Source organism: Collinsella aerofaciens (genome assembly GCF_018785265.1).
Classification (GTDB): domain Bacteria; phylum Actinomycetota; class Coriobacteriia; order Coriobacteriales; family Coriobacteriaceae; genus Collinsella; species Collinsella aerofaciens_AI.
Genome location: NZ_WQPK01000017.1, coordinates 23,021 through 41,421 on the forward strand (window position 1 = coordinate 23,021; position 18,401 = coordinate 41,421).

At 62.6% G+C, this 18,401-nt stretch carries 15 protein-coding genes and 1 tRNA gene; 7 read left to right on the forward strand and 9 right to left on the reverse strand.

Translation table 11 applies throughout. The annotated features are described in order from the left end of the window. Nucleotides 1-151 precede the first annotated feature (151 nt). The 9 genes from glf to aroF form a co-directional block, all read right to left on the reverse strand. Nucleotides 152-1,276 (reverse strand): UDP-galactopyranose mutase, encoded by a 1,125-nt coding sequence (gene glf, locus GPK42_RS02755; protein WP_215693373.1) that lies wholly within the window; start codon nt 1,274-1,276, stop codon nt 152-154. A gap of 78 nt (nt 1,277-1,354) precedes the next feature. Further along, complete coding sequence (aroQ, locus tag GPK42_RS02760; protein ID WP_118079766.1) at nt 1,355-1,792, reverse strand: type II 3-dehydroquinate dehydratase; 438 nt, start codon at nt 1,790-1,792, stop codon at nt 1,355-1,357. Nucleotides 1,793-1,856: 64 nt separating this feature from the next. Beyond that, the gene (locus GPK42_RS02765; protein WP_215693375.1) at nt 1,857-3,107 is read right to left on the reverse strand and encodes a shikimate kinase; all 1,251 of its coding nucleotides are present in this window, start codon (nt 3,105-3,107) and stop codon (nt 1,857-1,859) included. Next, nucleotides 3,108-4,253 carry a prephenate dehydratase gene (gene pheA, locus GPK42_RS02770; RefSeq protein WP_215693377.1) on the reverse strand — a complete coding sequence of 382 codons (1,146 nt, stop codon included), beginning with the start codon at nt 4,251-4,253 and terminating at the stop codon, nt 3,108-3,110. It abuts the gene before it with no gap. Between the two features lie 169 nt (nt 4,254-4,422). Next, complete coding sequence (gene aroC / locus GPK42_RS02775) at nt 4,423-5,520, reverse strand: chorismate synthase (RefSeq protein WP_215693379.1); 1,098 nt, start codon at nt 5,518-5,520, stop codon at nt 4,423-4,425. A gap of 1 nt (nt 5,521) precedes the next feature. Next, nucleotides 5,522-6,841 carry a 3-phosphoshikimate 1-carboxyvinyltransferase gene (aroA, locus tag GPK42_RS02780; RefSeq protein WP_215693381.1) on the reverse strand — a complete coding sequence of 440 codons (1,320 nt, stop codon included), beginning with the start codon at nt 6,839-6,841 and terminating at the stop codon, nt 5,522-5,524. Continuing rightward, nucleotides 6,835-7,941: a 3-dehydroquinate synthase gene (gene aroB, locus GPK42_RS02785; RefSeq protein ID WP_215693383.1), complete on the reverse strand. Its 1,107-nt coding sequence runs from the start codon at nt 7,939-7,941 to the stop codon at nt 6,835-6,837. The genes aroA and aroB overlap by 7 nt, the downstream gene beginning before the upstream one ends. A 36-nt stretch (nt 7,942-7,977) precedes the next feature. Beyond that, nucleotides 7,978-8,892, reverse strand: coding sequence for a prephenate dehydrogenase (locus GPK42_RS02790; protein ID WP_215693385.1), 915 nt, complete (start codon nt 8,890-8,892; stop codon nt 7,978-7,980). A 3-nt stretch (nt 8,893-8,895) separates the two neighbouring features. Then, nucleotides 8,896-9,918, reverse strand: coding sequence for a 3-deoxy-7-phosphoheptulonate synthase (aroF, locus tag GPK42_RS02795; RefSeq protein ID WP_117629151.1), 1,023 nt, complete (start codon nt 9,916-9,918; stop codon nt 8,896-8,898). A gap of 204 nt (nt 9,919-10,122) precedes the next feature. On the opposite strand from aroF, the gene GPK42_RS02800 reads away from it, so the two are divergent. The 7 genes from GPK42_RS02800 to mreC all read left to right on the forward strand — a co-directional run bounded on the left by GPK42_RS02800 (nt 10,123) and on the right by mreC (nt 18,390). Next, a tRNA-Arg gene (locus GPK42_RS02800) sits at nt 10,123-10,199 on the forward strand. Nucleotides 10,200-10,275: 76 nt separating this feature from the next. Continuing rightward, complete coding sequence (locus GPK42_RS02805) at nt 10,276-12,999, forward strand: HAD-IC family P-type ATPase (protein ID WP_215693387.1); 2,724 nt, start codon at nt 10,276-10,278, stop codon at nt 12,997-12,999. Between the two features lie 103 nt (nt 13,000-13,102). Further along, the gene (locus GPK42_RS02810) at nt 13,103-14,245 is read left to right on the forward strand and encodes a zinc ribbon domain-containing protein (RefSeq protein WP_215693389.1); all 1,143 of its coding nucleotides are present in this window, start codon (nt 13,103-13,105) and stop codon (nt 14,243-14,245) included. A 107-nt stretch (nt 14,246-14,352) separates the two neighbouring features. After that, entirely contained in the window at nt 14,353-14,895 is a 543-nt protein-coding gene (locus GPK42_RS02815; protein ID WP_006236059.1) for a peptidylprolyl isomerase, read from the forward strand. An 11-nt stretch (nt 14,896-14,906) separates the two neighbouring features. Further along, the gene (locus GPK42_RS02820; RefSeq protein ID WP_252200055.1) at nt 14,907-16,211 is read left to right on the forward strand and encodes a tetratricopeptide repeat protein; all 1,305 of its coding nucleotides are present in this window, start codon (nt 14,907-14,909) and stop codon (nt 16,209-16,211) included. 127 nt (nt 16,212-16,338) lie between these two features. Further along, nucleotides 16,339-17,370 (forward strand): rod shape-determining protein, encoded by a 1,032-nt coding sequence (gene mreB, locus GPK42_RS02825; protein WP_006236061.1) that lies wholly within the window; start codon nt 16,339-16,341, stop codon nt 17,368-17,370. Between the two features lie 78 nt (nt 17,371-17,448). Further along, complete coding sequence (mreC, locus tag GPK42_RS02830) at nt 17,449-18,390, forward strand: rod shape-determining protein MreC (RefSeq protein WP_117820550.1); 942 nt, start codon at nt 17,449-17,451, stop codon at nt 18,388-18,390. Nucleotides 18,391-18,401: the final 11 nt, after the last annotated feature.

The following is an 18,401-nucleotide window of genomic DNA, read 5'->3' on the forward strand; positions in this document are numbered from 1 at the left end:
TTTTTGAAGACCCGGTTATTGTGCCGGGTCTTTGCTTTTTGGGACGCGTGCGCGTGCAGTGCTCCCTCAACAATAAGCCCGGTGTAGCATCGCTGCACCGGGCTTATTGCTTCTTGCGAATTTGGTTGTCGGTCTCGAGTCGTTGAGCTCCCTACGCCTCTGTCGGCTCCACGCCCAGCTCGTTGCGGACGAGCTCGAAGGCGGCGGCGATGGCCTTGTCCATGTCGTAGTACTTGTAGCCGCCCAGGCGACCGGCGAAGACCACGTCGCCCTCCTGCGCTGCCAGCTCCTCGTACTGCTTGTAGAGGGCCTCGTTCTTGGCGTCGTTGATGGGGTAGTAGGGCTCGTCGCCGGGCTTCCAGTCCGCCGGGTACTCACGCGTGATGACGGTCTTCTCCTGCGTGCCGAACTCGAAGTGCTTGTGCTCGATGATGCGGCTGTAGGGGACCTCGCGCTCGGTGTAGTTGACCACGGCCACGCCCTGGTGGTCCTGCTCGTCGAGCGTCTCGGTCTCAAAGCGCAGGCTGCGGTACTCGAGCGTGCCCAGTTTAAAGTCGTAGAACGCGTCGATGGGGCCGCAGTAGATCGTTTTGGCGGCGATATCGGGCTCGGAGGCGGCCAGCTCCTTGTACTCCACGCCGCAGCGCACCTCGACGCCCTCGAGCATGTTGGCGACCATCTTGGTGTAGCCGCCCATGGGGATGCCCTGGTAGCGGTCGTTGAAGTAGTTGTTGTCGTAGGTGAAGCGGCAGGGGAGGCGCTTGATGATGCTGGCGGGCAGGTCCTTGCAGTCGCGGCCCCACTGCTTCTCGGTGTAACCCTTCACGAGCGTCTCGAAGATGTCACGGCCGACGAGTGACAGCGCCTGCTCCTCGAGGTTCTGCGGCTCGCCGATGTTCTCGGCGGCCACCTGCTCGGCGATCTTGGCCTTGGCGTCGGCCGGCGTGACGACGCCCGGCCACATCTTGGCGAAGGTGTTCATGTTGAAGGGCATGTTGTACATGTTGCCGTGGAAGTTGGCGACCGGCGAGTTGACGTAGTTGTTGAACTCGGCGAAGCGGTTTACGTAGTCCCAGACGTCCTTCATGGAGGTGTGGAAGATATGCGCACCGTAGCGGTGGACCTGGATGCCCTCGACGTCCTCGGTATAGATGTTGCCGGCGATGTGATCGCGGCGATCGATGACTAGGACCGACTTGCCGGCGCGCTTGGCGGCATTGGCAAAGACGGCGCCCGAAAGGCCGGCACCGACGACAAGGTAATCGAACTGTGACATGGATATACTCCTTTGTATGTCAATTGGACAGTTGCAAATGATTCGGGATTAACGCCACTGGCTTATTTACCCCAAAGATTAGTGTAGCAGATGCTCTTTCAGCAGCTCCAGCGCGTGGGCGTAGCCCTGCAGGCCCTCGCCGGTGATGGTGGCGAAGCAGGCCAGGCGGGCGTAGCTCACCTGGCGGAAGTCCTCGCGGGTCTCGACCGCGCTGATGTGGACCTCCACAGCCGGGATGGCGACGGCCTTGAGGGCATCGAGGATCGCCACGCTCGTATGTGTGTAGGCGGCCGGGTTGATGACGATGCCGTCGACCTTGCCGTAGGCCTCCTGGATCTTGTCGACGATGCTGCCCTCGTGGTTGGACTGGAAGACCTCGACCTCGTCGAAGCCCTGCGCGGCACCTGCCTCCTGGCAGATCTGGACCAGGCGGTCGTAGTTGTCACTGCCATAGATGCCCGGCTCGCGAATGCCGAGCATGTTGAGGTTGGGGCCGTTGATGACGAGTGCTTTCATGGTTGCTTCCTTTGCAGTCGAGAAACCACCACAAAGGTGCCTGTCCCCTTTGTGGTGGTTTTGGTTAGAGAGCGGGTGGGAGGGTGTCGAGGAGGGCTTGGGCGGTATTGGCGGCGCAGTCGCGTGAGTCGATGATGTAGTCGGCCCAGGCGCGGTAGCGCGGCATGCGCTGTTCCGCCAGCTTATCGATGCCATCGCGGGCGGTGATGGGGCGACCCTTGTGGGCAAGTTCGTCGAGCTTGCGGTTGAGCATCACGATCTGGCTGTTCTGGTGCAGCAGCGGATAGTTTTCGTCGCGCGTGACCACGCCGCCGCCGGTGGAGAGCACCAGGCCGCTGCGCTTGGAGATGTCGGCCAGCGCCGCCGTCTCCTGCTCGCGGAAGGCCGCCTCGCCGCGCTCGACGATAAAGTCGGCGCAGGGCATGCCCAGGCGCTCCTCGAGGGCGCGATCGAGGTCGATGTGCTCGCGTCCCGTGAGCTGGGCGATCTGCTCGCCCACGCGGGTCTTGCCCGAGCCCGGCATGCCGATTAGCGCGATGTTCTGCTCGCGGCGGGACAAGCGCTCCGTTACGTCCAGGATGCGCTCGCGCGGGGTGGCTTGGCTGGTGTAACGCTCGACGGCCTGTGCTGCCTGGGCAACAAGCATGAGCAGACCGCCGATGCAGGGGATCCCGCGGCGCTCGGCCTCGAGCATCAGGCCCGTGCGGGCGGGGTTGTAGACAATGTCGATAACGCCTTCGAGCGCATCGAGCCCTTCGAGCGTGCAAGGTGCGTCGGGGCAATGGGGGAACATGCCGGCGGGCGTGCAGTTGACGAGTAGGGCGGCGTCGGACTGCTGCGCGATGTTGCCGTAGTTGACCTCGCTTGTGCGGCCCACGGGCACCACGGTGGCGCCCAGGTCGCCGAGCACCATGCTTGCCGTGGTGCCGGCACCACCGGTGGCTCCGAGCACGAGGGCCTTCTTGCCGGCAACCTCAACCCCCAGCTCCTCGACCAGACACTGGAAACCAAAGTAATCGGTGTTGTCACCGCGCAGGCGGCCATCGGGCAGGCGTGTGATAGTGTTAACGTTGCCCATGCGCTCGGCCAGCGGGCTCAGCTCGTCCAGGTATTCTATGACGGCACGTTTGTAGGGGATGGTCACGTTGGTGCCCTCCCACTCGTCGCCTGTCATAAAGGCCGCGAGGTCCTCGGGCTCGCGCTCAAATCGCACGTACTCGAGCCCAGCGAGCTCCTTGTAGATGGTTGGGGTGTAGCTGTGGCCCAACACGCGGCCCAGCACTCCGTAGGGGCGGGTTGCGGCGGTATCGGTCATCTAGAGCACCTCCGTGTAGCTGCCAAAGTAGGTGAAGCTTTCGCACACGTCGTCGATGGAATCGAGCAGGTCGTCGAGGGCCTTGCTGCCAAAGGGGCAGTCCAGATCAAAGTAGAACATAAACTCAAAATCGCGACCGGGGATGGGGCGGCTCTCGAGCTTGATGAGGTTGATATTGAGCGCGTAGAAGCGCTCGAGTACGCGATAGAGCGCACCCGGTTCGTTGGCCGTGGTAATCATGAGCGAGGTGCGGTTGGCGCCGGGGTAGACGCGCGGTTCGCGGCTGATGACGACAAAGCGCGTGTAGTTGTTGTCCGAGTCCTGAATGTTGGGCTCCAGCACCTCCAGGCCATAGAGTGCCGCGCAGCTGCGCGAGGCGATGGCGGCGACGTCGGTGCGCTCGGAGTTGGCGACCATCTCGGCCGACATGGCGGTGTTGGGGTACTTGGTGGCGCGCAGGTCGTGGGACTCGATAAAGCCGGCACACTGGGCAATGGCTTGGCCGTGGCTGTAGACCTCGCGCACGTCCGCGAGCTTGGTGCCGGGCTTGACGAGCAAGTTGTGGTCGATCTTGAGGCGAAGCGAGCGCACGATGTGAAAGTCGAACTGGGCGAGCAGGTCGTAGACGGCGTTGACCGATCCGGCGGTGGAGTTCTCGATGGGCAGCACGCCAAACTCGCAGAAGCCGTCGCGCACAGCGCGCATAACGCCTTCGAAGGTCTCGAAAAACGCGATGTCGGGCACGTCGAAGAGTTTGCACGCGGCGATCTGGCTATAGGCACCTTCCACGCCCTGGCAGGCGACGGTGGCAGTTTGAGGGAAGGGCGTGTCGGAGGCTGCAGCCGTGGCGTGTGCCTTTTGCGAGACGGTGATGCCCTTGAGCTCGTTGATGTAGCGCTGCTGCTCGGCCTTGCTCATGCTCATGAGGAGGCGGAACAGGGTGATAGTCTGCGCCTCGTAGCGCTCGGGCGCGCGGCTGGCGAGATTGTTGAGCTTGGAGCGCTCACGGGCGGGGTCGAAGACGGCTTTGCCCATCTCGATTTTTGACTTGGCGACCTCGGTGGCAATGTCCATACGCTCGACAAAGCTGTTGAGGAGCGTAGTGTCGATGCCATCGATGGCCTGGCGGATGTCAGCAAGGTCCATGGAGGCCCCTTTCGTGAATGGTTGCCTGGGGTAGTTAATTTGGGACGGGGCTTTTTTAGCTACCCTTTGATTGTCGACGAATCGATGAGAGCCAGGGCAAATATCAACTGGCATATGGGGGTAGCTAAAATAGCCCCGTCCCAAATTAACTACCCTTGGGGTGGGTGGACTAAAGCTGGGCGGCGTCCTCGAGGAGGGCGTCCCAGATGGCCAGCGCGGCGGCTGCTTCGGCTACGGGGACGGCTCGGGGGACGATGCAGGGATCGTGACGGCCGTGGACCGAGAGCTCGGCATTTTCCATGGCGTCCATGTCTACGGTCTGCTGCTCGCGGCCAATGGAGGGCGTCGGCTTTACGGCCATGCGCCACATGACGGGCGCGCCGGTGGAGATGCCGCCCAGGATGCCGCCGGCGTTATTGGACTCGACCTCGATCTCGCCGGTCTCGGCATCGATGCGATACGGATCGTTGTTCTCACTGCCGCGCATGGCGGCGACGGCAAAGCCCATGCCAAACTCCACGCCCTTTACGGCGGGAATGCCAAAGGCGATTTGCGCGATGCGGTTCTCGATGCCGTCGAACATGGGGTCGCCGATGCCCGCGGGAAGCCCGTAGATGCCGCACTCCACGATGCCGCCGATGCTATCGAGTTCGTCGCGCGCGGCTAGGATCTCCTCGCGCATGCGGCCGGCTGCGGCGGCGTCAATGCAGGGCAGGTCGTTCGTAAGGATCGCCTTGCGGTCGGCCTCGCGATAGACCATATCATCCATGGGCAGGTCGGAGATGCCGCCGATTTGCGCGACGTGCGCCATGACCTGAATGCCGCGGGCCTCGAGTGCCTGCAGCGCGATCCCGCCGGCGATGCACAGGGGTGCCGTCAGGCGGCCGGAGAAATGCCCGCCACCAGCGACATCGTGCATATTGTGATACTTCACGCGCGCAGGGAAGTCCGCATGTCCGGGACGGGGCTTGCGGCGCAGTTCGGAATAGTCCTTGGAGCGCGTGTTGGTGTTCTCAATAATCGCGGCGATGGGCGCGCCGGTGGTATGTCCATCGACAACACCGGCGATGATGTGGGCGGCGTCGGCCTCACGGCGTTTGGTCGCGGTCTCGTCGCGACCGGGGGCGCGACGGTCCAAAAAGGCCTGCAGCGCTTCCTGGTCCACGGCGATGCCCGCCGGAATGCCATCGAGCGAGCAGCCGATTGCGGGGGAGTGCGACTGGCCGAAGATGCTTAAGTGCAAGACGTTGCCAAAGGTCGAGGACATGCTATTCCTCCTCGAGCGTGACCTTGCCGCCCAACAGGCGGTAGTGGTCGAAGAAATCGGGATAGGACTTGTTGACGGCCTCGGCGCCGTGGATCACGACCTCGCCGGTGGCGCGACTTGCGGCGATGGCTGCCATCATGGCGATGCGATGGTCGTTGTGCGAATCGACCTCGCCGCCGGTAAAGGCATCGACGCCCTTGATGATGAGGTCGTCACCGGCAATGCGCACTTGTGCGCCCAGCGCGGTGAGCTCACGGGTGGTGGTGGCCAGGCGGTCGGATTCCTTGATGCGCAGGCGGGCACAATCGCGGATGAACGTGCGGCCTTGCGCCAGCGATGCCACGGCCGAGATGACGGGCACCAGGTCTGGAATGTCGTGGGCGCTCATCTCAAAGCCGGCGAGTTTGTCGGACTGCACGGTGGCGGCGTTGGTGGAACGCACGATGCGGGCGCCAAAGCGCGAAAGCGCGGCGAGCACGTTGCGGTCGCCCTGCGCGGAGCTCAGGGACACACCCTCGACGGTGATGGGATCGGTGCCGATGGCGCCGGCACACAGCCAAAAGGCGGCGTTGGACCAGTCGCCCTCGACGGCCACGCTGCCGGGCGTGCGGTACGAGCCGCTGCTCACGCGGAAGTTCGTGACCTCGGGCTGGCCGTCCTTGGCCGGAATACGCTCGACGTTGACCTCGACGCCAAAGGCCTTCATGGCCTGGATGGTCAGGTTGATGTAGGGGCGGCTCTCGATGAGGCCGGTTACCTGCACGCAGGAGGGCTGGGCCAGCAGCGGGGCTGCCAGCAGCAGGCCCGAGATGTACTGCGAGCTCACGTTGCCCGGCAGCACAAAGGTACCCGGGCGCATGCGGCCGCTCGTCTTGAGCGGAAAACCGCCCAGGCCCTGCAGGTCGCAACCGGCGGCGACGATCTCGTCCGAGAGCGGGGAGAGCGGGCGGGCGCCCAGGCGGCCCTGGCCCACGAAGGTGGCATTCGCACCCAGCGCGCAGGCGACGGGCAGCATAAAGCGCAGCGTGGAGCCGCTTTCGCCGCAGTCAAGCGTGCCGCCGGCAAGGGCCTTGAGCAGGCCAAACTCAACACTCTTCATGGTGGGGTGGACCTGGAAGCCGTCCTCGACGGTCTCGATGCGAGCGCCCAGGGCCGTAAGGCAACGCACTGTAGCCTCGATGTCTGCGCAGGTGGTGTTACAGGTGACGTGTGTTTCGCCGTTGGCAAGCGCGGCGCAGATGATCAGGCGATGCGCCATCGACTTGGACGCGATGGCAGGAACGGTGCCCTTGAGCGGGGACGGGGTGATGCGGGCTAGCATGCGGATGCGTCTCCCTTCTGGCCGAGGCCCTCGGCAATGAGTTCGTGGAAAGTGGAAAGCGGTGTGCGGTCGATGCTGCAGCGGCCAATGCCGTGCGGAATCACCAGGTCGATGGTGTCGCCCGCGCGCTTCTTGTCGTGGAGCGCCTCGGCAAAGACGGCATCGGCATCTAGGTCGCAGCGGGTCTTGAGGCCATGGCGGGCGCAGAGCTCCTCAATACGACCGGGCAGTGCAGCATCGCAAACGCCGTGCAGGGCTACGGCGCGCGTGATGATGCCCATGCCGATCGACACGCAGTTGCCGTGTCCGAACTCAAAGTGCTCGCAGGCCTCGACGGCGTGTCCGGCGCTGTGTCCAAAGTTGAGGAGCTTGCGTTGGTTGGTTTCGCGCTCGTCGGCGACGACCACGGCGCGCTTGATGTCGATATTGCGGGCGATGATGAGCGCTACGCGGGCCACATCGCGGTTGAGCAGCTCCAGCGTGAGCGGGGTCTTCTCCAGCTCGGCGAAAAGCTCCGGGTCGGCGATCACGGCATGCTTGATGACCTCGCCGCAGCCGTCGGCGAACTGCTCGGGCGTGAGGGTGGCCAGGCACCCCACGTCGGCGATAACCACGCTCGGCTGCCAAAAGGCGCCGGCCAAGTTCTTGCCGGCAGCCAGGTCGATGGCGGTCTTGCCGCCCACCGACGAATCCACCATGGCGAGCAGACTCGTCGGGATCTGCACAAACTTGCAGCCACGCATGTAGGTGGCGGCCACAAAGCCCGCCACGTCGCCCACGACGCCGCCGCCGAGTGCCACGATCACGTCGGAGCGCGAAAGCTCGTGCTCGGCCACAAACTCTAAAATGGCAACGTAGGTCTCGGCGCGCTTATGGGCCTCGCCAGCCTCGAAGGTGCAGATGCTCACCTCGTAGCCTGCGGATTCGAGGCTCTGCTTAACAGGCATCTGGTAGAGGGGGCCTACGTTGGTGTCCGTCACGATGACAGCGCGCGAGCCGCCGGCGGTGGCTCGAACGAGCGGTCCCGCCTGCTCCAGCAAAAACGTGCCAACATGCACCTGGTAGGGGCGTGCAGTGTCGATATCGATGGTAATCGCCATAAGCTATGGTCCTTTCGACCTGGCGTGATAGGTGGTCTAGTGGGAGGCCTCGTCGTCGAGTGCGCGCTTAATGCGGTCGCCCTCGGCAAGGAGATTCTCCAGATAGCGCTGGTCGCGGTCCTTGAGCGCACGGCTGTAGGCGCCGAGCGACTCGATCAGATGGTCGATCTCGAAGGCGAGCGCGTCGGCGTCGTCGATCATGAGCTCGGACCACATTTGCGGGTTGAGGTGCGCCACGCGGGTGAGATCGCGGTAGCTACCGGCCGAAAAGCCGTGGTGAACCTGGGCGGTGGGGCTTTTGACGTAGGCGTTGGATACCACGTGCGCAAGCTGGCTCGTGAAGGCGATGACGCGGTCGTGCTCGGCGGCGCTGGTCACGCTGAACTTGCCAAAGCCCAAGGGGCGCACCATCTCGCGCACCTGGCCCAAAAGCTCCAGCTTGAGCGCATCGTCTACCGCGGGCGGTACGAGCACCAGCGGGGCGCCCTGGAACAGGTCGGCACGAGAGTTAGCGTAGCCCGAGAACTGGGTGCCCGCCATGGGGTGCGCACCCACAAAGTAAAAGCCGTGCTCGCGGGCAAGCTCAAAGGCGCGCTCGCACACGATGCCCTTGACGCCCACCGCGTCGATCACCACGGGACCCATGATGGCGTCGGTGTCGGTGGCGTCGGCGAGCGCCTTGGCGTGCGTCTCGAGCCACTCGATGCATGCCTCGGGGTAGCAAGCCAGGACGATGATGTCGCACTCGCCGAGTGTCTTGTCGTTGAGCTCTCCGGCGACAGTGCCCATGCTAGCGGCCGTCATGACATCGTCATCGGGGTCCCAGGCCAGCACGCGGACGCCCGCCTGCGCATAGCCGCGGGCAAAGCTGCCGCCGATGAGGCCCAGGCCCACGATGCCCGCGCATTTGGGGCCGCCCTGGTTAACGCGTGCGTTTCTCACCGTACCCATGGGCTACTCCATGGTCTCTTGGCAGACAACCTCGCGGATGGCTCGGATGCGGCGCATGGTGTCGTCGAACTGATCGGGGGTGAGGGCCTGGGCGCCGTCGGACCAGGCGCGGCTCGGTTCGTCGTGGACCTCGATCTCCAGACCGTTGGCGCCGCAGGCGGTCGCGGCGAGCGCCATGGGCTCAACGTAGCGGGTGTAGCCGGTGGCGTGGCTGGGGTCGGCGACGACGGGCAGGTGCGACAAGTGGTGCAGCACCGGCACGGCGTTGAGGTCGAAGGTGTTGCGGGTGCGGGTCTCGAAGGTGCGGATGCCGCGCTCGCACAGGATGACGTTGTCGTTGCCCTCGCTCATGATGTACTCGGCTGCCATGAGCAGTTCGTCGATCGTGCCGGACATGCCGCGCTTAAGCAAGATCGGAGTCTTGGTCTTGCCGACCTCCTTGAGCAGGGGGAAGTTCTGGGCGTTACGGGCGCCGATCTGCATGACGTCAATCTTCTTGTCCAAGAAGACCTGTACGTCGCGTGGGTCCATGATCTCGGTGACGATCGGCATGTCGAGCTCGGCAGACGCCTCGCACAGCAGGTCGAGGCCGGCGGGGCCCATGCCCTGGTAGGCGTAGGGGGAGGTGCGGGGCTTGTAGGCGCCACCGCGCAGCATCGTGGCGCCGGCGGCCTTCACGCGGCGTGCGATGCGGATGAGGTTCTCGCCCTCGACGGAGCAGGGACCGGCGATGACCTGGAACTGGTCGCCGCCGATCTTGACGCCGTGGCCGCAGTCGATGACGGAGTCCTCGGGGTGGAACTTGCGGTTGGCACGCTTAAAAGGCTCGGAGACGCGCTGCACACGCTCGACGACATCCATGGACTCGAGCAGGAACGGGTCGATCTTGGTCGTATCGCCCACCAGGCCGATGATCGTCTCGTTCTCGCCGCGCGAGACATCGGTCTTCAGACCCTTTTTCTCAATCCAGCTGACGATATGGCTTACGGCCTCGTCGCTGGCGCTTTGCTTTAGAATTGCAATCATGGTGTGCCTCTCACCTCGATGGATAACTTTTGCAAAAACGGCCCGCATCGCGAGCCGTGTATATATGGTGCATGAGAGTTTATACTATCTGACTCGCTTTTGCCTTTTAAAGTGGGCCGTTGCGCCGCGTCTTCCTCGGAATTGCAAAGCTTTTTCTATTATTTTGATAGCCCGTGGTGCACTTGGGTATAATGCCAAACGTTGGCCCTATTAGCTCAGGGGATTAGAGCGTCTGCCTCCGGAGCAGAAGGCCGTTGGTTCGAATCCAACATGGGGCACCATCGAACGTAAGACCGTCCGAACCTCGCATGGTCCGGGCGGTTTTTCTTATACCGACGCGACGTGATGGGACGTGGTATGGCAGCAACGGATATCGAGCGCGGGCTTTCGACCGCCGAGGTCGAGGAGCGCATCGCCGCCGGTAAGATCAACCGCAACATGGAGCTCAAGACCAAGTCGGTCAAAGAGCTCATCATCGAGAACCTCTGCACGTTGTTCAATTTGATCAACGTGATCTTGGCGTTCCTGGTCATTTTGACCGGTTCGTTTAAGAATCTGACGTTCCTGTTCGTGGTGTTTCTCAATACCGCGATTGGTGTCATTCAGTCCATGCGTTCCAAGAAGATGGTCGATAAGCTCACGCTGCTGACCTCCAAGAAGGCCATCGCAGTGCGCGACGGCGCCGAGGTGGAGCTCGACCTGGACCAGATCGTGCTCGACGACATCATCCGCCTGGGGCGCGGCGACCAGATTCCCGCTGACGCCGTGGTGGTTTCGGGCGAGGCGCTCGTGAACGAGAGCCTGCTGACGGGCGAGAGCGACCTTATTAAGAAACAGCCCGGTTCCGAGCTCATGAGCGGCAGCTTTATCGACTCGGGCCTGCTGCGCGCCCGCGTGATCCATGTCGGCGCCGACAACTACGTGGCCAAAATTAATAACGAGGCCAAGTACGTCAAAAAGGTCAATTCCGAGATCATGAACGCGCTTAACGCCATCGTGCGCTTTGCGAGCATCATCATGATCCCGCTCGGTTTGGCGTTGTTTGCCTCGAGTGTGAGCGGGCTGTGGGATGCCGCGGGAACCCCGGGCGATAGTGCGCTTTCGTGGTGCTTCTCCGAGCTGTTGGCTGGTCATGTGCCTTCGTCGGCTCTGCTGTCCACGGTGGGCGCCCTGCTGGGCATGATCCCGCAAGGCCTGGTGCTGCTGACTTCGTCGGTGCTCGCCATCGCCACGGTGCGCCTGGCCCGCCGCAAGGTGCTGGCGCAGCAGCTCTACTGCATCGAGACGCTCGCTCGCGTCGACGCGCTGTGCCTGGATAAGACGGGCACCATCACGTCGGGCCGCATGGAGGTCGAGGGCACGTATCCGCTGCCGGTTGAGGGCGTGAGCCTAGGCGCCGGCTCGGACGAGGCGGCTGTTCCCGTCGATACCACAGTGCTCGATTTTGCGCTGGCTAACGTGGCACGTGCGACTTCGGCCGATGCCAACGAGACCTGCCAGGCGCTGCTCAACTATTACGCCGATCGCCCGGTCGAGGTGTCTGAGCCGCTGTCGGTCATTCCGTTCTCGTCGTCTAAAAAATGGAGTGGCGCTTCGTTTGCGCAGGGCTCCTATGTGATGGGCGCCGCGCAGTTTGTGCTTTCGGAGCGTGTGTTTTCGCAGGTCGAGAACCGTGTCGCCGAGCTTGCCGATACCTGCCGCGTGCTCGTGGTGGCGCGCGTGGACGGCTTTACACCCGATGGCGATATGGTGGGCGAGGCCGAGCCCGTGGGCTTTGTGACCATCCGCGACGAGATTCGTACCTCGGCGGCCGAGACCATCGGCTACTTTAACGAGCAGGGTGTGACCCTCAACGTGATCAGTGGCGACGACCCGCGTACGGTGTCGTCGATCGCGCGCGTGGTGGGCGTGCCGGGGGCGGACGCTTATGTGGACGCCACGACGCTCGATACGCCTGCCAAGCTCGATGCCGCAGTGGACCGCTACCATGTCTTTGGTCGTGTGACCCCGCAGCAGAAGCGCGAGCTCGTGCAGGCGCTCAAGCGCCGCGAGCACACCGTGGCCATGACGGGCGACGGCGTCAACGATGTGCTGGCGCTCAAGGAAGCCGACTGCTCCGTCGCCATGGCGGCCGGCTCCGATGCCGCGCGTAATGTGGCCGAGATCGTACTCGTCGACAACGACTTTGCCTCGATGCCCGCCGTGGTGGCCGAGGGCCGTCGCTCCATCAACAACCTGCAGCGTTCGGCCTCGCTGTTCCTGACCAAGACGCTGTTCTCGATGGGGCTGGCGGCGCTGTGCATTGCGCTGCCGCCGTACCCCTTCGAGCCCATCCAGATGACACTCATCAACTTCTTTTGCATCGGCGCGCCGGGCTTTGTGTTGGGCCTGGAGCCCAACAATGCTCGCGTGAAGGGTGCGTTTTTGACGAATGTACTCAAGCGTGCACTGCCGGCGTCGATTGCGGTCATTCTGGCTGCGGCGCTCGATATCTTTGTGGCGCGCGTGTTTGGCTTTAGCCAGCTCACGCTGTCTACGATGTGTCTGCTTACGTCGTGCGCGGCGAGCGTCAGCCTGATCTGGCGCATCTCGCAGCCTCTCACGCCCTTACGTGTGGTGCTCTTTGTGTTTGTAGTCGCCGGCATCCTGGTGGGCGTTATCGGATTCCCGGGGCTGCTGTCTATTGCCAACCTGTCGATGGGCCAGATGGTTATCTTGGCTGTCATCGTGGTCTTTACCTGCTCGGTGTTCTTTAAGCTCGCCACGATGATGGATTCGCTCAAGCCGCGTCGTCGTCATGCCGCAACTGGTTTTGGCCGCGGTGTGCGCGTCCACCTGGGTCGCGGTGGCGGCAAGGTGAGCTCGACGGGCTCGACGGCCGAGCGTTTTGCCAAGCGCGTTGCCGCCGACATGGCGCAGCGACGCGAAGATCGCACCGCTCGCGAGGCCGAGGCCCGCGCACTCGAGGGCGTGGCCCAGGCCCAGCCCAAGAAAAAGAAGAGTGCCGGAGCCAAGCGCTCTCGCGTGACCAAGTCCGCCCAAGGCATCAAAGTCTCGATGCCAAGCAAAAAGAAGAAGTAACTACGCGCCCTGCCGATGTTGAATTGGTGCCTTGCTCCTGTGGGGCCGTGGCGATGTTATGCTCTAACCTCGATTGTTTGAATTGCTTCGAAAAGAGGATGCCGTGATCTGCCCGCATTGCCTTAAGACTATCGAGGACGGCGCCTCGTTCTGCCCCTACTGCAACGCCTATGTGGGTCCGGGCGATGGTCCCGAGCACACCGAGTTCGTGTTCTGCGAGGGCTGCGGTGCCCGTCTTTCTCCGCATGATCGTACGTGCCCCAAATGCGGACGCCCCGCTCCGGGTATCCTCTCCGAGGACGCGGCCGCATCCGACCTGGCAGCGGGCCGCACGGCGGGCTTTCCGCGCCTAACGCAAGAGCAGATCGATACCGAGGTGCCGCATGCGCCCGCCTCGGCAGCCGCGGTGCTTTCGGACGCCGCCGATCCTAACGAGACCTGCGTGTTGCCGGCTTTCGATAAGGATTTCGGTATCCCCAAGGTCGATATTCCCACGCCCGTTTCCCTGCATGACGATGCTCAAAAACCCAAGCGCAAGGTGCATCCCGACGAGGACGCCTATCACAAGCACAAGCGTCATATCCCCAAGCCGCTCATCGTCATCGCGGTCCTTGCCGTCGTTTGCGGCGGTGCCTATTGGTTCGTGACGGCCGATCCCATGGGTGTCATGCCTGGCTTCTATGACCAGTTTGGCCAGGCCGCGCAGACGACCTTCCCTACGCGCCAAAAGGGCGAGGCGACTGAGGACGATACCAAGCAGGACGATGCTGCCGAGGTGGTCCAGGAGGAAACCGTGCTCACCGATGATCAGCTCTATACCAGGCTCGACGGTCTGTATCAGACTATCGTGTCCTACGGTGACGAGGATCAGATCGGCGAGGTCATCGATTCCTTTAACAACGGCTATCTCCGAACGCCGCTGTCCACCCGTCAGGAGTTGTCGCAGAGTGCCTACGCCCTGCGCGACCAGATCAAAAAGACGCAAGATGAGCTTAACAACCTTAAGTATCAGGACGATACGGTCTATGCGGACGACATCGCCCACTTAAAGCAGCTTGCCGAGTGGATGTACGAGCGTGTCGACGTGATCTGCCAGAGCTGGGATATCTCGCTGGCCATTCCCGATGGCGAGTCGATGAGTTCCCACCAAAGCGAGATCCTGGCGCCCATCGCGCAGGGCGGCAACAGCGCGCTGAACCAGTACGACGCCAATGTGGGTTCTTGGAAGCCGCAGCAGCATTCCTAAAATTAGTTCGCCATAGTCGGCATAACCTACGTGCGCAATTGATGTAAGCCCGTGCTTATTGCTACAATTCGTACAAATATGCTTTAAACGCACGAGGAAGGAACCACATGTTTGGTTTTAAGAAAGAGCTCTACACGCCCGAGTATCAGCTTGCCGGCGACGAGTGCGCCGTAATCGAGACGTCGAAGGGTACCATCAAGGTCAAGTTTGACGGCGAGGGCGCTCCCATTCATGTCGCGAACTTCTGCGAGCTTTCCACGATGGGTTTCTATGATGGACTTAAGTTCCATCGCTATGTGCCCGGCTTTGTCATTCAGGGCGGCGACCCCAATACCCGCGATATGTCCGGCGCCGACGTCGCTGCCGGTCTTGAGGGCCCCGACGGCATGCCCGGTACCGGTGGCCCCGGCTACTGCATCAAGGGCGAGTTTGCCACCAATCCGCGCAACAGCCATGTCGATGGTGCCCTTGCCATGGCACGCTCCATGGACCCCGATTCCGCGGGTTCGCAGTTCTACTTCTGCCTGGGCGCCCAGCATAACCTCGATTCCGGTTACACCGTCTTTGGTACCACGGTCGAGGGTCTCGATGTGATTTCGCAGCTGCGTGCCGGCGACGAGATCGTCCATGTCGAGATCGTTCACGAGTAAAGGGGACTTCCTTGAATAGCCAGCTGATCCAACAGGGCCGCGCCGCTTACCGCGCGGGTGATTTTTCCGCTGCAGCCCAGATGCTTGGGGCGGCAAAAACTCCCGATGAGATTATGGGCGAGGCCGATCACCTTCGCGGCAACGCCTTGATGCACCTGGGCATGTATGCCGAGGCCGCCGAGGCCTATGCCGCCGCCCTCAACGACGGCACCTATGGCAAGCGCGGTGCGCTGCTCACCAACCGCGGCAAGGCACTCGCCGCCGTGGGCGACTACACGACGGCCGCCCAGGCGTTTTCTGCCGCTACGCAGGATGCTTCCTACGCCACGCCGTTCAAGGCCTATCTGGGCCTGGGTAACGCGCTGTTCCAGTCGGGCGACTATGCCAACGCGGGTACTGCTTTCCGTCAGGCTGCCATCGACGGCGCCAATCCGGCTCCTGCCGCCGCACTCGGCGAGCTCGGTCGTTGCTTCATTAAGCTCGGCCGTCCGGCGGATGCCGTGGAGACCTACCGCACGGCTATCGACTTTGCCGGCCCCCGCGACGATACGCGTGCGCTCAACGCCGGCATGGGTCAGGCACTTTCTGCCGCCGGCCGTCCCTCCGACGCACTCGACGCCTTTAACGCCGCTACTGCCGATGGCATCTATCAGCTCACCTCCGAGCAGGCCGATGAGCTTGCCCGCGTGCACGATTCGCTTGCCGCGCTGTCTGCCCAGACGGCTATGGCCACGGCTCCGGCGCCCGCGATGGACGCTCCTGCCGTCGATCCGCTCGATCCTACGGGCGCGACCGGTCAGTTTATGCCCGATCCCTCGGACACCGGCTTCTTTACGCTGTCCGAGTCCGAGATGGTCCAGCAGGACCGTCAGGATCGTAAGCAGGCCAAGGTCCGTCGTCGCCATCGCCACACGGGTCTCAAAGTCTTCATCGTACTGCTTCTGCTCATTTTGATCGCCGCGGGCGGTCTGGGCTTTGCCTACACGCGCGGCTTTGGCTTCCCGTCCCAGGAGTCTGTCGTTACCGATCTGTTCCAGGCTGCCGGCGACGGTGACACCGCCAAGGCCGAGTCTTGTCTGGCCTCGAGCTTGTCCGAGGACGCCAAGTCGATGATCATCTCCTCGATTCCGCAGGGTGCCACCGTGTCCGTCGAGGGCATGGATCAGTCCATGACCGAGACGACCGCTAAGGTGAAGGCATCGCTGTCCAAGGGCGGCGAGCAGGAGTACACCGTCAAATTCGTGCGCTCCGACAACCATATCGGCTGGGCCGTTTCCTCGCTCGATTTGGATTTCTCGGCTGCTGACAACCAGTAGTGACCTTATGGGATTTAGCTTTGCCCGGCGCTTCACCGCAAGTGAGGTGCCGGGCTTGCGCTAGTATGATGAGCTAGTAGTTTTCCAGCAATCATCCAACACATCAGGAGTTGCGTTGTTTTCTTTGATGGATATGTTCTTCGGTAGCTATGCGGGCGATCTTGCCATCGACCTCGGCACCGCAAATACGCTTGTCTCCGTGCGCGGCAAGGGCATCGTCATCCGCGAGCCCTCTGTTGTTGCCATCGACAAGAACGACGAGCGCATCTTGGCGGTCGGTATCGAGGCAAAGCGCATGCTCGGCCGTACGCCCGGCAACATCGTGGCTGTTCGTCCCCTGAAGGACGGCGTCATCGCCGACTTCGATGTTACCGAGGCCATGCTTCGCTACTTTATCGACAAGGCGTCCGAGAAGCGCTACCCGTGGACCCCGCGTCCGCGCGTTGTCGTCTGTGTTCCCTCCGGCGTCACGTCGGTCGAGAAGCGTGCCGTCTTTGAGGCCACGATCCAAGCCGGCGCTCGTCAGGCCTACCTGATCGAGGAGCCCATGGCCGCCGCTATCGGCGCCGACCTGCCCGTCGAGGAACCCACCGGCTCCATGGTCATCGACATCGGTGGCGGTACCACCGAGGTTGCCGTTATCGCTATGGGCGGCATCGTCGTCTCGCAGTCCATCCGTATTGCCGGTGACGAGTTCGACCAGGCCATCCTCACGCACGTTCGCGATGCCTATAACCTGGCCATCGGCGAGCGTACGGCAGAGGACATCAAGATCAAGGTCGGCTCCGCCGTGCCGCTCAAGGACGAGCTCGATGTCGAGGTCAACGGCCGCGACGTGATCACCGGTCTGCCCAAGACCGTGCGCATCGAGAGCGAGGAGATTCGTCGCGCGCTCAACAAGCCGCTCGACGAGATGGCCAAGGCCGTTAAGGATGCACTCGACGCTACGCCTCCCGATCTCGCCTCGGACCTTATGTACTACGGCATTTTGCTGACCGGTGGCGGCGCGCTGCTGCGCGGTCTCGACGTGCGCCTGCGCGATGAGACCGGCGTTTCGGTCAACGTCAGCCCCACGGCGCTCGATAACGTCGTTAACGGCTGTGCCCGCGTGCTCGAGGCCAATGCGTTTGATGGCGGCTTCGTCCAGACCAATGCTTAATTTCCAAAAGGTGGATTCCATTTGGCACGATCTTCGGGTTTCTCCACAAATCTGAATACCAAGCGACAATCAACGGGTATGCGCCCGTTGATTGTTTTCAGCCTGATTTCGGTGTTGCTGCTCACGTTTTACATCCGCGAGGGCGAGGCAGGACCGATTCATGCCGTACGTTCGGGCGTAACGACGATTACCTCGCCGGTGCGCTTTGTGGGCTCGGCCGTGGCGGCTCCCTTCAATGCGATCGGCAACGTGTTCTCTAACCTTACGGCGTCGCAGGACACGCTCGACGAGCTCAAGAAGCAAAATGAGGAGCTGACCTCTAAGGTTGCCGAGCTCTCCGAGGCTCAAAAGACTGCCGAGCGCCTGGAGGGGCTGGTCGGCCTGCAGTCGACCTACAACCTCAAATCGACCGCTGCTCGTATCGTTGGTGCCTCGGGCGATGCCTGGACCTCGACCGTAACCATCGACAAGGGCTCTGCCGACGGCCTTACCATCAACATGCCCGTGACGAGTTCTGCCGGTGTTATCGGCCAGATTATCGAGGTATCGGCCAAAACGTCGACCGTGCGCCTGATTGGCGACGAGAACTCGGGCGTGTCCGCTATGGTGCAGGACACGCGCGCTCAGGGCATGCTGCAGGGTCAGGCTGACGGCACGCTGCGTCTTGAGTACGTGAGCGTCGACTCTGATGTTAAGGTTGGCGACATCATCGTGACCTCGGGTATCGGCGGTGTGTTCCCCAAGGGTTTACCGCTCGGCACCGTCTCGTCGGTTGAGAAATCGGCAAACGACGTGTACTACACCATTGTGGTGCGCGCTCAGACCACGGCCGAGAACAACGAGGAAGTGCTGGTCATTACCTCGCTGACCGATGAACAGTCGGCCTCGGATGAGGACGTGAGCACGGCCAACAGCACGCCGCAGGGAACGTCGCGCGATGCTGCAACCAAGACGAAGGACGAGAGCTCGGATGACAGTTCCGACACGTCTGAGACGACCGATTCTGGCTCGAACGAATAGGGGGCATGTCC

Excerpts from the sequence above, each read along its gene's own strand:
- glf (WP_215693373.1), bottom strand. The coding sequence starts at position 1,276 with ATGTCACAGTTCGATTACCTTGTCGTCGGTGCCGGCCTTTCGGGCGCC.
- aroQ (WP_118079766.1), bottom strand. The coding sequence starts at position 1,792 with ATGAAAGCACTCGTCATCAACGGCCCCAACCTCAACATGCTCGGCATT.
- GPK42_RS02765 (WP_215693375.1), bottom strand. The coding sequence starts at position 3,107 with ATGACCGATACCGCCGCAACCCGCCCCTACGGAGTGCTGGGCCGCGTG.
- pheA (WP_215693377.1), bottom strand. The coding sequence starts at position 4,253 with ATGGACCTTGCTGACATCCGCCAGGCCATCGATGGCATCGACACTACG.
- aroC (WP_215693379.1), bottom strand. The coding sequence starts at position 5,520 with ATGTCCTCGACCTTTGGCAACGTCTTGCACTTAAGCATCTTCGGCCAG.
- aroA (WP_215693381.1), bottom strand. The coding sequence starts at position 6,841 with ATGCTAGCCCGCATCACCCCGTCCCCGCTCAAGGGCACCGTTCCTGCC.
- aroB (WP_215693383.1), bottom strand. The coding sequence starts at position 7,941 with ATGGCGATTACCATCGATATCGACACTGCACGCCCCTACCAGGTGCAT.
- GPK42_RS02790 (WP_215693385.1), bottom strand. The coding sequence starts at position 8,892 with ATGGGTACGGTGAGAAACGCACGCGTTAACCAGGGCGGCCCCAAATGC.
- aroF (WP_117629151.1), bottom strand. The coding sequence starts at position 9,918 with ATGATTGCAATTCTAAAGCAAAGCGCCAGCGACGAGGCCGTAAGCCAT.
- GPK42_RS02805 (WP_215693387.1), top strand. The coding sequence starts at position 10,276 with ATGGCAGCAACGGATATCGAGCGCGGGCTTTCGACCGCCGAGGTCGAG.
- GPK42_RS02815 (WP_006236059.1), top strand. The coding sequence starts at position 14,353 with ATGTTTGGTTTTAAGAAAGAGCTCTACACGCCCGAGTATCAGCTTGCC.
- mreB (WP_006236061.1), top strand. The coding sequence starts at position 16,339 with ATGGATATGTTCTTCGGTAGCTATGCGGGCGATCTTGCCATCGACCTC.
- mreC (WP_117820550.1), top strand. The coding sequence starts at position 17,449 with ATGCGCCCGTTGATTGTTTTCAGCCTGATTTCGGTGTTGCTGCTCACG.